Origin of the sequence: Chamaesiphon polymorphus CCALA 037, assembly GCF_003003845.1 — a bacterium.
GTDB lineage: Bacteria > Cyanobacteriota > Cyanobacteriia > Cyanobacteriales > Chamaesiphonaceae > Chamaesiphon > Chamaesiphon polymorphus.
In genome coordinates, this window is record NZ_PVWO01000123.1 from 1 (window position 1) to 12,809 (window position 12,809).

The 12,809-nt window shown below is 46.5% G+C and carries 13 protein-coding genes; 6 read left to right on the top strand and 7 right to left on the bottom strand.

Translation table 11 applies throughout. The features are described 5' to 3' along the window. Window positions 1-170: 170 nt before the first annotated feature. Window positions 171-929: an RNA methyltransferase gene (locus tag C7B77_RS11685; protein ID WP_181243823.1), complete on the bottom strand. Its 759-nt coding sequence runs from the start codon at window positions 927-929 to the stop codon at window positions 171-173. 26 nt (window positions 930-955) lie between these two features. Between C7B77_RS11685 and C7B77_RS11690 the strand changes: the two genes are divergently transcribed. After that, on the top strand, window positions 956-1,105 hold the full coding sequence (locus C7B77_RS11690; RefSeq protein WP_106304479.1) for a DUF2256 domain-containing protein: 150 nt from the start codon (window positions 956-958) through the stop codon (window positions 1,103-1,105). 267 nt (window positions 1,106-1,372) lie between these two features. On the opposite strand, the gene folE is transcribed toward C7B77_RS11690, so the two are convergent. The 4 genes from folE to C7B77_RS11710 all read right to left on the bottom strand — a co-directional run bounded on the left by folE (window position 1,373) and on the right by C7B77_RS11710 (window position 5,284). Beyond that, on the bottom strand, window positions 1,373-2,068 hold the full coding sequence (folE, locus tag C7B77_RS11695; protein WP_106304482.1) for a GTP cyclohydrolase I FolE: 696 nt from the start codon (window positions 2,066-2,068) through the stop codon (window positions 1,373-1,375). A gap of 62 nt (window positions 2,069-2,130) precedes the next feature. Next, complete coding sequence (locus tag C7B77_RS11700) at window positions 2,131-2,862, bottom strand: SDR family oxidoreductase (RefSeq protein WP_181243824.1); 732 nt, start codon at window positions 2,860-2,862, stop codon at window positions 2,131-2,133. 171 nt (window positions 2,863-3,033) lie between these two features. Next, window positions 3,034-4,050 (bottom strand): acetyl-CoA carboxylase carboxyltransferase subunit alpha, encoded by a 1,017-nt coding sequence (locus tag C7B77_RS11705; RefSeq protein WP_106304485.1) that lies wholly within the window; start codon window positions 4,048-4,050, stop codon window positions 3,034-3,036. 202 nt (window positions 4,051-4,252) lie between these two features. After that, window positions 4,253-5,284: a long-chain acyl-[acyl-carrier-protein] reductase gene (locus C7B77_RS11710; RefSeq protein ID WP_106304511.1), complete on the bottom strand. Its 1,032-nt coding sequence runs from the start codon at window positions 5,282-5,284 to the stop codon at window positions 4,253-4,255. A 1,093-nt stretch (window positions 5,285-6,377) separates the two neighbouring features. Here C7B77_RS11710 and C7B77_RS11715 point away from each other — a divergent pair. The 4 genes from C7B77_RS11715 to lipB all read left to right on the top strand — a co-directional run bounded on the left by C7B77_RS11715 (window position 6,378) and on the right by lipB (window position 9,210). Next, on the top strand, window positions 6,378-7,115 hold the full coding sequence (locus C7B77_RS11715) for an alpha/beta fold hydrolase (RefSeq protein WP_106304487.1): 738 nt from the start codon (window positions 6,378-6,380) through the stop codon (window positions 7,113-7,115). 32 nt (window positions 7,116-7,147) lie between these two features. After that, window positions 7,148-7,375 (top strand): hypothetical protein, encoded by a 228-nt coding sequence (locus C7B77_RS11720; RefSeq protein WP_245894168.1) that lies wholly within the window; start codon window positions 7,148-7,150, stop codon window positions 7,373-7,375. 280 nt (window positions 7,376-7,655) lie between these two features. Beyond that, a complete protein-coding gene (locus C7B77_RS11725) occupies window positions 7,656-8,537 on the top strand; it encodes a carbohydrate ABC transporter permease (RefSeq protein ID WP_106304493.1) in 882 nt (293 codons plus the stop codon). Next, complete coding sequence (gene lipB / locus C7B77_RS11730) at window positions 8,521-9,210, top strand: lipoyl(octanoyl) transferase LipB (protein ID WP_106304496.1); 690 nt, start codon at window positions 8,521-8,523, stop codon at window positions 9,208-9,210. The genes C7B77_RS11725 and lipB overlap by 17 nt, the downstream gene beginning before the upstream one ends. A gap of 247 nt (window positions 9,211-9,457) precedes the next feature. Here the strand turns inward: lipB and C7B77_RS11735 are convergent, their stop codons facing one another. Together C7B77_RS11735 and C7B77_RS11740 are read right to left on the bottom strand one after the other, a co-directional pair. Then, window positions 9,458-9,790 (bottom strand): DUF1815 family protein, encoded by a 333-nt coding sequence (locus C7B77_RS11735; protein WP_106304499.1) that lies wholly within the window; start codon window positions 9,788-9,790, stop codon window positions 9,458-9,460. Between the two features lie 289 nt (window positions 9,791-10,079). Further along, the gene (locus C7B77_RS11740) at window positions 10,080-11,144 is read right to left on the bottom strand and encodes a glucokinase (RefSeq protein ID WP_106304502.1); all 1,065 of its coding nucleotides are present in this window, start codon (window positions 11,142-11,144) and stop codon (window positions 10,080-10,082) included. Window positions 11,145-11,548: 404 nt separating this feature from the next. On the opposite strand from C7B77_RS11740, the gene C7B77_RS11745 reads away from it, so the two are divergent. Next, window positions 11,549-12,809: Clp protease N-terminal domain-containing protein (locus C7B77_RS11745; RefSeq protein WP_146138279.1), on the top strand; the 1,261-nt coding region annotated here is incomplete at its 3' end.

Below are 12,809 nucleotides of genomic sequence, written 5' to 3' on the forward strand. Positions count from 1 at the left end.
CTTAGCGATGATCCGTATCATGGTTAGGCGTTTGGCATAAAATTTAACTCTCTCCTGACTTTTCAAACATCCTCTTACCCTATCAATTACCACCCGATCGATTTGTGTAAATTGTTATACATCTGGATGCTTTTGAAAGATTGCCGAGCCAAATCGCGCAAGTTTTCGATTTAGGTGGTGGGGTGACGATCGATCGCCCACTTTATTTGTCTGAGCATACCGCGTAATAAAGCTACTTCATTTTGTGAAAGTTGGCTGCGATTGTAGAGACGGCGTAATTTTTCCATGCGCGGTGTGGCAGTATGGGGAAATAAATAACCAATCTCTAATAGTAAAGTTTCTAATTGCTGATAATAACCTTCTACCAACTCAACAGGTGCGAGATCGGTTGGTTGGGGAATTGGAGAATGAATAGTCTGCAAATTATCATCGATCTGACTCGCATACATCTGGATTTCATAGGCACAAATTCCCACCGCTTGGGCTAAATTGAGCGAACTATATTCCGAGCCAACTGGAATCCGAATATAACGGGTAGCATAATTTAATTCGGTATTGGTCAAGCCACTATCTTCGCGTCCAAATAGTAAAGCTGTCGGTTCGGTACTATCGACTAACCAGGGTAGGGCTTGTCTGGGTGTTTCTAGCTGAGTGGGAATGGCTCGATCTTCTCTACCTGTAGTGGCAATGACTCGCGTACAACCTGTTAAGGCGGTGGTTAAATCGGGAACGATTCGTGCGGCTTGTAATAAATCGATCGCGTGTACGGCCATTCTACTGGCTTCCTCGCCCTGAGCTTCGCACCGAGGATTGACAATTACCAGTTGTGTCAATCCCATATTCTTCATCACCCGCGAGATCGAGCCGATATTTCTGGCACCAGCTGGCTCTACCAAGACAATCCGAATATGATTGAGAGAGATACTCACGGTACATTTATTGATTAATAGCTATCATGCCACGCCATCGATCGAAAGCCGATCTACCTACCAAAGTCTGTCCCGTATGCAACCTACCTTTTTCCTGGCGCAAAAAGTGGGAAGCTAATTGGGATGAGGTGAAATATTGTTCCGAGCGATGCCGGAGAAGGAAGACAAGTGAATAGTGAATAGTGAATAGTGAATAGTGAATAGTGAATAGTGTTTTTGTGTTTACGGCTCACCGCTTGAGCTTGCGTTAGTTCGCTGTCCGATCTGCTAACTCATCAACCTCATCCAATTTTCTATCGACTATCCACTAAGTAGCTAGGCCGAATTAAATGTCGATCGATAACTGTACCTATAACGTTGGTGATGTCGAACTGATGTAAGAAGCCTAACCTACGTACTATCTAGTCACTATCCACTATCCACTATCCACTATCCACTATCCATTAAAAAGCTCCTGGCTGATGGCGAATCAGATTGAGAAACTCTTCTCGGGTACGTTGATCTTCTTGGAATGCACCCAGCATCGCACTGGTAACCGTCCACGCACCAGGTTTTTGGACGCCGCGCATTACCATGCACATGTGGCTGGCTTCCATTACAACCGCTACCCCTTTAGGCTCTAGTACTTCTTGGAGTGCCTCAGCGACTTGACGGGTGAGTCTTTCTTGCACTTGCATCCGGCGGGAGTACATATCCACGATCCGTGCTAATTTGCTCAATCCTACGACTTTTTGATTGGGGATGTAGGCGACGTGTGCTCTGCCCATAAACGGCAACATGTGGTGTTCGCACATGCTAAAAAAGTTAATGTCGCGAACCAATACCATCTCATTATGACCTTCATCAAAAATGGCTCCATTGATGATATCGTCCAGAGACTGATTGTAGCCACTAGTGAGGAATCGCATCGATTCAGCCACCCGTTTGGGAGTTTTGAGTAACCCTTCGCGATCTGGATCTTCGCCTACCCCCAAAATAATCTGGCGAACTGACGCCATCATGTCTTCGAGGCTGACTTCTTCAGGATCGTGAATTTTAACTGGCTCGCCATTGTGGGTATTGCGATCGGGTCTAGAATCGATTTTACCAACCCGCTCGTTGCCAGTGGAATTACTACCTTGGGGAGATGAAATAGTCATGTTTTGTCTGAATAGATGTAGAAATAAAAAGGATGAAACTGAGTTGGTAGATGACGGGTTGGCTAGAGTGCTCCACCACTAGGCAAGATCGTCAGTTCTTCAACCACCGCACCAGCAGGGGCGAGAACGGCGTACAAGATGCTTTCGGCAACCATTTCGGCAGTTAGCATGGCCGATCGATCGAAGTCGGCATGGACGGTATCTGTGTCCCAGATGGGAGTATTTACCGAGCCGGGACAGATCGCACTCACGCGAATGCCATGTCCGCGCTCTTCTTGCGCGATCGCTTGAGTTAGTGCCATCAAGCCAAATTTACTAACTGAGTACAAACCCCAGTCAGGAAATACCTGCTTGCTAGCGATCGAAGATATATTGACGATCGTGCCAGATCTCTGACGGCGCATGTGGGGCAAAATTCCTTGGATACACTGGAACACGCTAGTTAAGTTGAGATCGATAACTCGCTGCCAATCGTCTAGAGGAGTGTCTCCCATCGTTCCGGTGTAACCCATTCCGGCATTATTGACGAGGATGTCTAGATTGTCAGAGTCTGTGGCGATCTCGGCAATCTGTGTCGCTACGCGATCGAGTTGTGATAAATCTACTACGTAGGTCTTTGCGCTTGCGCCGACAGCGATGGCTGCTTGGGCTACTGCGGTTAATTTATCTTGAGAACGTCCTACCAATGCTAGATTTATCCCTGCTTTTGCAAAAGCTAGAGCGGTGGCTTTGCCAATGCCACTACTTGCGCCTGTAATTAATGCCGTTCGATTAGTTGTTGCGATCGGATTCATCTAGTCCAGGAAATTTGCCCAGAGTCGAGCAATATGTAAAGTTTTGTTACGGGATAATTATAACATCGAATTCACAATCCTAAGTATTAGCGATCCCGCAGCGATGATTTTTTCGATTGAGGGTGCTGAAATACCGAAATACGAAGGAATCGCCCGTCATTAATCTGACAATTATCCTTCAGTAAAGATGCCCATCTGCCGGAATTTGTCGTATCTAAGCGATCGAAGTTCGGCTGATGGTAATAATTGCAATTGCTGTAAATTCTTTAAAATCGCATCTTTGAGCACTTCCGCTGCCCGAATCGAATCAGCGTGCGCACCACCAAGCGGTTCTGGTAAAATTTGGTCGAGAATACCCAAATTTTTTAAGTCCTTGGCAGTAATTTTGAGAGCTTCAGCAGCTTGAGAATTAATTCTGAGAGCTTCGGCAGCCTGAGCGGATGCTGGCACAGATTTAACCGCATCTTTCCAGAGAATGGAGGCACAAGCTTCGGGACTAGCTACATAATAAACCGCGTGCTCGAACATCATCAATCGATCGCTCACGCCAATTCCCAAGGCTCCACCCGAACCACCTTCACCAATTACCGTACAAATAATTGGCACATCTAAGCGAAACATCTCGCGCAAATTATACGCGATCGCTTCGCCCTGGCCCAATTCTTCGGCCTCCAGCCCTGCCCAAGCCCCTGGAGTATCGATAAAACTAATAATTGGCATTCCAAACCGATTGGCATGTTCCATCAGCCGCATCGCCTTGCGATAGCCACCTGGAGCAGCCATCCCAAAATTTCGGGCGACATTATCCTTGGTATCGCGTCCCTTCTGATGCCCCAATAATACTACCGGAATCCCCGCTAATTTGCCCACCCCGCCAACTAACGCCGGATCGTCTTTACCGCGACGGTCTCCGTGTAACTCAATCCATTCATCACAAATTGCTTGGATATAGTCGAGCGTACTAGGGCGACGAGGATGTCGCGCTAGCTGTAAGCGTTGAGCGGGGGTGAGGCTACTAAAAATTTCATCGCGCAATTGCACGTATTTAGTCTCCAACTGTCGAATTTGACTAGAAATATCGACGCTGCTTTCTTCAGCAAGTTCGCGAATTCGCTCGATCCGTTCTTGCAATTCTGCTAACGGTTTTTCAAATTCTAATAAAAAGGGCTTCTTTTCGTTACCAGCCATTTAGGGGAGAGGGGATAAAGGGGTGGATGGGTAGATGGGTGGATGGGTGGATGGGTGGATGGGTGGATGGGTGGATGGGTGGATGAGTAGATGGGTGGATGATATATTTCCTTTTCCCTTTCGCGTTTCGCCTTTCCCCTTTTCCCTAAAACCTCAAGCCTAGAGCCTAAAGCCTAAAACCTAAAGCCTAAAACCTAATTCCCTATCCCCCAACAAAAGATAATAGCGGACGAAAGCCGTGTTTGAGTGAAGCTTGACCGATTTGTTCCATTTTCTCGATCGTAATTTGATTGCGACCCCAAGAAAAACTGGTGTGCAATTTTTCAAACTCTAGTAACATTGCCTCGGCAAAGCAGGCAAATAGTTGACGGGCGGGAGCATCCATATTGACGATATTCATGATTTTCCAGTCGATGTCGAGCGAATGCTCGACGATACCGCCATTCATGACATATACGCCTGGAGCTTGAATTTTGGTGCCCAAATTTTTGGGATAGCCGCCATCGATGAGCAAACAGGGCTGTTTCAAACTAGCTGCATCGATTTCGACACCTTTGGGCATACTTGCCACCCAGACGACGATATCCGCCTGCGGTAATGCTTCCTCCATGGTGACAATCTTGCCGCGTCCTAGCTCGGATTGGAGGTTCTGGAGACGTTCTTGATTGCGAGCGACTAAGAGTAAATCTGCGCTCTGAGTCTGTTTGTCCAGCCACCGACAGACAGCACTACCGATATCGCCCGTCGCACCGACGACAGCGACAGTAGCTTTGCTCAGGTCGATCCCAAGTTTGGCGGCTCCTTCTTCAACTTGCCGACAGATAATATAGGCTGTATGGGTATTGCCAGTAGTAAACCTGTCAAAATCTAGTTCGACGTTGCGAACTTGTTTATTTTGTTGCAGGTCGAATTCTTCAAAAATAATCGAAGAAAATCCACCTAAAGCGGTGATCTGAATGCCTTGTTTTTGGGCGTGTGCCATCGCATTGAGAATTTTCCGAATCGCGGCTTTGATGCGGCGAGTTGCCAACATTTCGGGCAAGAAACAAGATTCGATATAGTAGCCTTCAATTTTTTGCCCCGTAACACTCGTGACGGTAATATGGTCTACTGTCTGCGGTGGGGCACTGCACCAGAAGTCCAGCCCTTGGTCGGCATATTCTGGAAAGCCTAAGTCTTGAGCGACGGCTTGGGCATGTTCTAAGCTGGTGAGGTGACCGATAAGACCAAACATGAAGATTTTGCTAGTTGTGCCTGTTGAGCGGAGTTGGGGAGCTTTCAATTTACGTTGGTAGTCGATCGCAGGGAATCAAACTCCTGGTATTTACTAAGTCACAGCACTAGATTTAATCGCTCCTTTTACACAATAGTACAAAATTGGGATCTGGGATCGCTTATTAACTTAAGTTGGTAGTTATTGGCGATCGGATTTGGGGTGTAGGCGATCTGTGTCAAGGCAAGCTTTTGTACTACTAAGCGATCGCGGGACTTACAGATCGAGTCCGATTTGACGAGCGGAGGTTGGTGGCATCTATGGCATAGAGGACTTGGTGCCCTTGAAATTTGGAGAACTGCGACCGATCGATCGAGCTTAAGATTCACAAAATCTCTAGCAAATGATACTAATTCTCAATAGTTGTGATAATATCTTGAATAACTTATTGAAATTAATAGTCAATAAGCTAATGCGCCCAATTGGTGGCAATCGCGGCTAGCTCGGTCGATGTTTTCCCAATTGCTCGTTATTGGGCGGTTAATACTAGGCTGATAAGTTTCTCCAGGTATCTGTGGACAATGCGAATCGCTCGATCGGGATTCATCTCGATCGAAATCGGCGTAATGCTTAGTTCACTATTGAGAAGTCTTCCTTTTTAAGTTCGAGGCTAGTAGCCTTTAATCGGGGAGTGGAGATGAGAATGGCACACGATCGATGTCTATTGTCTATACTGGGTCGTTCGATCTCAATGGCTGTTCACAGATAAAGACTGAGAAATTTGGTAGAAATTACTTTTGCCCGATTTCTCAGCACGAACTCAAAAATTCTAGATAAATGAGAACAAAATTTAGAAGATATTATTGGTGGACATTTATGAATTGGTGCAATTTTACTTGGTGGTGGTGCATGGCATATTTTAGTTGCACCTATGAAATGGGCGATCGAGATTTTGTGGATAGAGGCTGATGCAATCAGAACTTACAGACGAATCTATGAAAATTTGAGTAGCTCAAATCAAAAAATAATTTGCGTAATTTATCCAAAATCCTATCCTATTAGTCCAATATTGGTGGTGAAGTTACCACCATTTTTTTAGATAATAAAGATCGATATGCCTAAAGTTCTCTGGGTTAGTGCTAGCCCTAGCCTCAAATATTTTCATCGTCATCTACTCGCTCGGCTGGCCAAAGTATCCGAAATTGAGTTTTGGGAATATTATCAAACCTTAGATGAAGGTAGTTCGATCGATAATGCTGTTGACTTGTTAGATGAATACTTAGCTAATACAGATCGTCCCGTACATTTAATCGGACATGGAATTGGCGGTGTCGTTGCTTTAAGTTATGCGCGTAAATATCCAACACGAGTTGCATCTCTAGTCTTACTCAGTGTTGCCGTACAACCGGGAATTAATTGGCATTCTTATTACTATGCTCGGCTGCAATCTGCTCGATGCGATCGAGATTTTCTGCTTCGGTCGATCGCGATCGATCTGTTTCCAGGTATTTGTCCGAGCCGTATTCGCGATCTTGCCGATCGATTGGATCGAGATTTAGTTGAGGCTCCATCCAGTCACTCTTTATTTCGACTAGATATTTTGACTGAAGGTGGAGTCAATATGCCTGTGATGATTGGTGGTGCTCATGATGATTTGGCAATTACTTCACCCGCACTCTATGGTTGGACTAGCTATTTTAAAGCTGAAGATAAAATTTGGCAGATTCCAGTAGGCGGACACTTTTTTCATCACTTCCATCCAGATTTAGTCGGTTATCAGATTCAACAATTTTGGCAAAAATTAGAACCAGAAATAATATTATGTCAACTCACGGGTGCGGAGTTTAACTAATGATTTTAATTTGCTTTTTATTGTCCTGGTGTATGGTAGTTGGTACCTGTTGGACTGTCGCTTATCACTGGAAAACTGGGTTTGTTTATGTCAAACGTCTACATCAAGTCCCTTGTCATAAGTGTAAGTATTTTACCAATAGTTGCTATCTCAAATGTACTGTCAATCCTCACCTCGCCTGCTCGGAAGAGGCGATCGATTGTCGAGACTATCAACCTCAAGGCTCTCCTGAGGTTATGGCGATTGGGAAGACTTGCTGAAAGGGGTAAAGGGGAAAGGGGTTTCTTTTAAGTGCGCTATTTCCCCAAAATATCAGGAGAGCCGTTAGATCGACTAGCGCGAACGATTGAAATCGTTCGCGCTAATTTTTATGGTTCCAATCGATCGCCGTTCGCGTTTAGTACATCCGCTCGCCTTAACAGGGTTACAAATAGAGGATAAGGTTTAGACTTAGATTTAAGCTTGACAATTTAGGCATCAGATCTGTGTCATGTGTTAGTCGATCGATCCCACTGTCCTTTTCCCAACTCCCCACACCCCATGCTGCGCCTGCGACAAGTCAATTGGACGCCTTATCTATTTCTCGCGCCTGCGCTACTATTGCTGGGTTTGACGGTGTTTTTACCCGCAGTGCAGGCTTTTTATTTGAGCTTTACTAATTACGATCCGATCGCGGAGACGGCAAGTTGGCAAGGATGGGCTAATTTCGATCGATTATTCAAAGATGCGGTCTTTTGGCAGACAATTAGAAATACCATCCTCTATCTGTGTGGTGTCGTGCCGATCTTGGTATTTGCGCCGCTACTACTGGCAATTGCCGTCAACCAAAAGCTGAAGGGAATGAGTTTTTTTCGGGCGGCTTATTATGTGCCTGTAATTATTTCGATGGTGGTAGCGGGAATTGCTTGGAAGTTTATTTATGCTGAAAATGGACTACTCAATCAATTACTGCAAGTTGTCGGGATTCCACCCGTACCGTGGTTGACTAGTCCGAGTTTGGCTTTATTTAGCGTCATGGTGGTGACGATTTGGAAAGGATTGGGATATTATATGACCATTTATTTGGCAGGATTACAATCGATTCCTGCCGATTTGTATGAGGCTGCGGCGATTGATGGTTCGGATAGTTACACCAAACATTGGGATATTACGATCCCGCTGATGCGTCCCTATATGTTGCTGGTTGCCGTGATTTCGGCGATCGCGGCGACCAAAATATTTGAAGAAGTTTATGTGATGACTCAGGGCGGGCCGCGTAATAGTTCTAAAACGGTGGTTTATTATTTGTATCAACAGGGTTTTGGTTCGAGCAATCCCGATCTGAGTTATGCTTGCACGATCGGTTTAATTTTGTTCTTAATTGTCTTCAGTTTATCGTTACTCAATCTCAAGCTTTCGCAAAATAATGTTAACTTACCCTGAGCGGAAATTCACTAGCAAACATCAATGTTTGTTATACAATTGTGGCGTCATCGATTATCAAACTGCTTGGATTTGGCAAAAGTCGCTTCAGAAAGAACGGATTGTCGATCGAAATATACCCGATGCTTTGGTAATTTTGGAGCATCCACCTGTATATACGCTGGGTACTGGATCTAGTTTAGAATTTGTCAAGTTCGATCGCGAGCAGCATGAGTACGAATTGTATCGCGTCGAGCGGGGTGGTGAGGTAACTTATCATTGTCCGGGACAAATTATTGCTTACCCGATTCTCAATCTGCGACATTATCAGCAAGATTTACACTGGTATCTCAGACAATTAGAGGAAGTTGTCTTGCGGGTGCTGGCTTTGCACGATCTGCATGGTTACCGGATCGATGGTTTAACTGGCGTGTGGCTGGCAGAACGCAAAATCGCAGCCATTGGGATCAAAGTCACGAGCTGGATTACCATGCATGGTTTCGCGCTGAATGTCTGTCCGGATTTGAGTGGCTTCGATCGAATCGTACCTTGCGGCATTGTCGATCGATCTGTTGGCAGTATAGCTGAGTTTATCCCGAATATCGATGTCGATCTCGTGCGCGGGCAGATCGTGCGCGTATTTAGCGAAGTGTTTGGGATGGAAATGCTCGACGGTCAAAAATTCTTGGTTTAACTCAATCTGTAAGGTTCTAGATTGAGACGGGGGAGGCTCTCTAACGATCTGAATAGATGCGAGCGTTGGGTGAGCCTCTTGGTATTTCGATATTGTGCGATCGATTAAAATTAATAGCCGTTGCTGTCGTTGGCGTAGCCTACCGTAGGCGATCGACAAATCTGGCACTAAGTCGATCGGGGGGCTAACTTGGTCGAGCAATTTTGGTAGCTCGATGGCGATATGACCTAAGATTCGATCTGGTTGACTAGCCGATCGAAACAGGTGTGTTGGTAGTAAGTTGAACTTTGAGCAGATTGGCGAGTTCTTGCAGTTGGGCGATTGCCTCTGCACCTTCCAATTTCATTAATTCGCGATCGTCGCGAAGTTCCGTCCAGGTAATCCCATAGTCAGATACCAAAAACCGGATCAGATGATTGGGAGCCAGACTGACCATAAAGTTGGCACTGTTCATCCGATCTCCACACGTATAGCAAGCAGCTTCGTAGCCGCGTCTTTCTAGCACCGTCGCTAGAGCTTGAAGGCTCATAACCAGGTCTTTGACGAATTCTTGATGTTGATTTGCTAGTCTAAGAAACATAGACCTCCTTGTATTAGCACCACTACCGATTATTATAACCTTTATTATTTTTTAATGTTTTTCTCATTGACAATCTTAATACTTTATCCACTTTACCCCTAATTAACTAATATCTCACCTACACCCAAAGTTTGACACGATGGTTGCAAATATACTGTGAGATCGGTTACATACTAGGCAAGGGCTTATATATAGCCGATCGAAAGTGGGGAAAATTAGCAAAGGTCGGGCGAGATGTGTAGTCAGATCGTCCGAGTAACATTAAGCCGAATCGAGGCTTAATTAATTTTTAAGCATCAATTCTTAATTTTGCAGCTCGATCGAGCGCACCGAGCAAACCGACTTGTGGATTGAGAATGACTCGAACGGGAATGTTCGTGAGTAAATTACTGACTCTACCTTTGTGATTGAATGCACCGAGGAAAGTTCCATCCCCAAACAACGGTAAGTTTTTGGTCGCAATCCCGCCCGCGATGTACAATCCGCCATAGGGGAGGATTTTGAGGGCGAGATTCCCGGCTTCGGCACCATAGGCAGAAATAAACATGGCCATGGTAGCTTCACAGAGCGGATCGGTTTTGGCGATCGCACAAGCCGAGATGAGAGCCGCTGGATCGGTTGCTGTTGCCGATTGGGACTCCCAAGCTTTAACTACACTAGCAACTTCGGGCGTTTCGGAAAGATTACTAGTATCGCGCAGAAATTGATAGATCGCCACTATACCCGATCCAGATATCACGCGTTCGTTGGAGATCCGATCGAGTTGTTTGTGCTGACACAAATATTGATATAGTTCAAACTCGCGGGTCGAGCGGGCGGCAAAGTCGGTGTGTCCGCCTTCGGCAGCAACTACTTGATAGTCATTCCCATTATAAACCAAAAAACACTGACCCAGCCCCGTCCCAGCACCAATTACAGCGATCGGAGCATTGACTCGCGGCTGTCCCGCCTGAATCGTGTGGACGTCTGCTGCTGACAAGCAGGAGATCCCATAGCCGATCGCAACAAAATCGTTAATTAGGCTAATTTGGGGAATATTTAGCTCTGATTGAAGTCGATCGGCGTCGATATGCCAGTCGAGATTGGGTAAATAGGAGGATCGATCGATTACGGCTCCCGCAATTCCAAAACAGGCAGAACTGACAGTGATTTCTCCAGCCAGGTGCGTTTGGGCGTCAGCGAGAAATTGCTCCACCAGCGGCACGAAGCTAGAATATGCTTGAGAGCGGTACGACTGCTGAAATGTCGCTAGTTTTTCCGAGCCAGAATGGGCGATCGCATCGGCTGATGCTGGAATTACTAGGCTCAGAAGCGTTTTTGTGCCACCGAGATCGCCTGCTAATAGGTATGCCATGTATTTTGAACCGTAGCTGGACAGCGATACAATAATAGAAAGGTTAACTCAAGTACAATATCTAGATCTAGGTCGATTGGGGAGTAGCTCCCGCACGAGCATCGAGACATTGAAGGTGGCCGTTTAATCTGTGAATATATTAGTATAGGTTGCCACGGTATCGCCAGCAGTCTCAACTGCTTGCAGCAAAATCTTTACGAGATCGCTACTCGATTAGCAATCGGCTGTGTTGATGACCGATCCTGACGCTCCCGCTGGGACTATACTTGCACGCGGGTATGACTGTTGTGCTTGTGCCAAAAACACAATCTAGCCTAACACCTAACACCTAAAGCCTAAAGCCTAAAGCCTAAAGCCTAGACCTACCGCACCAATCCCATCAGACCGCTCCCTTATAATCTAAAATGCAGCCTACAGACCCTACAAAATTTAACGAACGAGCCTGGGATGCGATCGTCAAGTCGCAAGACGTAGCCAGGAGATCGTTCAATCAAAACTTAGAAGTCGAGCATGTCGCGATCGCGCTGTTGGAGCAAAAGGATGTAGCTTCCAAAATTTTGGCTCGTGTCGGGGTAGATGTTGAGGAATTGGCACGACAATTACAAGAATTTGCCAGCCGTCAGCCGCGCATCGATCGAGTTGCCGACTTGTATTTGGGACGGGGATTGGATCTATTACTCGATCGAGCTGAAGCCACCAGAGCCAGTTCGCAAGAGCCGACGATCGGTACCGAACATTTGATTATCGCGTTAAGTGAAGACGATCGGGTCGGTAGACGTCTGCTCAAAGCTTATAATTTCGATCGCGCGCAATTGGAAGCCGCCATTAAGCAGGTGCGGAGTACGCCAGCCAAACCACCAGCTCAAGCTGCCGAAACCAGTGGAGACGCTCTACCTAAATACGGTAAAGATCTTACCGAAGCCGCCAGAGCGGGGAAAATGGATCCGGTAATCGGGCGCGATGAAGAAATCCGCCGCGTCGTTCAGGTATTATCGCGCCGCCAGAAAAATAATCCCGTCCTGATCGGCGAGCCAGGTGTCGGTAAAACTGCCATCGCCGAAGGTTTGGCACAACGGATCGTTAATGGCGACGTCCCCGAATCGCTTAAAGATCGGACGTTAATTTCTTTAGACATGGGCAGCTTGATCGCTGGAGCCAAGCTCCGAGGCGAATTTGAAGAACGCTTGCGATCGGTACTTAAAGAAGTCACCGAATCTGCCGGACAAATCGTCCTCTTTATCGACGAACTCCACACCGTCGTCGGTGCGGGCGGAAATCAAGGCGCGATGGATGCCAGCAACCTGCTCAAACCGATGCTCGCGCGGGGCGAATTGCGCTGTATCGGTGCGACAACCACCGATGAGTATCGCAAGTATATCGAGAAAGATCCCGCCCTAGAACGGCGATTTCAACCCGTACAGGTGAACGAACCTACCGTTGAAGATACGATCTCGATCCTGCGGGGACTCAAAGAGCGGTATGAGGTTCACCACGGCGTCAAAATTAGCGATTCCGCGCTAGTTGCCGCCGCTACCCTTTCTAGCCGTTATATCGCCGACAGGTTTTTGCCCGATAAAGCGATCGATCTCGTCGATGAAGCCGCTGCTAAACTCAAAATGGAGATCACCTCCAAACCCGCCGAACTTGAATCGATCGATCGACGGG

Coding starts and splice junctions, on each gene's coding strand:
- lipB (WP_106304496.1), top strand. CDS start 8,521: ATGTTAACTTACCCTGAGCGGAAATTCACTAGCAAACATCAATGTTTG.
- folE (WP_106304482.1), bottom strand. CDS start 2,068: ATGACTATTTCATCTCCCCAAGGTAGTAATTCCACTGGCAACGAGCGG.
- C7B77_RS11725 (WP_106304493.1), top strand. CDS start 7,656: ATGCTGCGCCTGCGACAAGTCAATTGGACGCCTTATCTATTTCTCGCG.
- C7B77_RS11740 (WP_106304502.1), bottom strand. CDS start 11,144: ATGGCATACCTATTAGCAGGCGATCTCGGTGGCACAAAAACGCTTCTG.
- C7B77_RS11710 (WP_106304511.1), bottom strand. CDS start 5,284: ATGTTTGGTCTTATCGGTCACCTCACCAGCTTAGAACATGCCCAAGCC.
- C7B77_RS11735 (WP_106304499.1), bottom strand. CDS start 9,790: ATGTTTCTTAGACTAGCAAATCAACATCAAGAATTCGTCAAAGACCTG.
- C7B77_RS11690 (WP_106304479.1), top strand. CDS start 956: ATGCCACGCCATCGATCGAAAGCCGATCTACCTACCAAAGTCTGTCCC.
- C7B77_RS11705 (WP_106304485.1), bottom strand. CDS start 4,050: ATGGCTGGTAACGAAAAGAAGCCCTTTTTATTAGAATTTGAAAAACCG.
- C7B77_RS11700 (WP_181243824.1), bottom strand. CDS start 2,862: ATGAATCCGATCGCAACAACTAATCGAACGGCATTAATTACAGGCGCA.
- C7B77_RS11720 (WP_245894168.1), top strand. CDS start 7,148: ATGGTAGTTGGTACCTGTTGGACTGTCGCTTATCACTGGAAAACTGGG.
- C7B77_RS11715 (WP_106304487.1), top strand. CDS start 6,378: ATGCCTAAAGTTCTCTGGGTTAGTGCTAGCCCTAGCCTCAAATATTTT.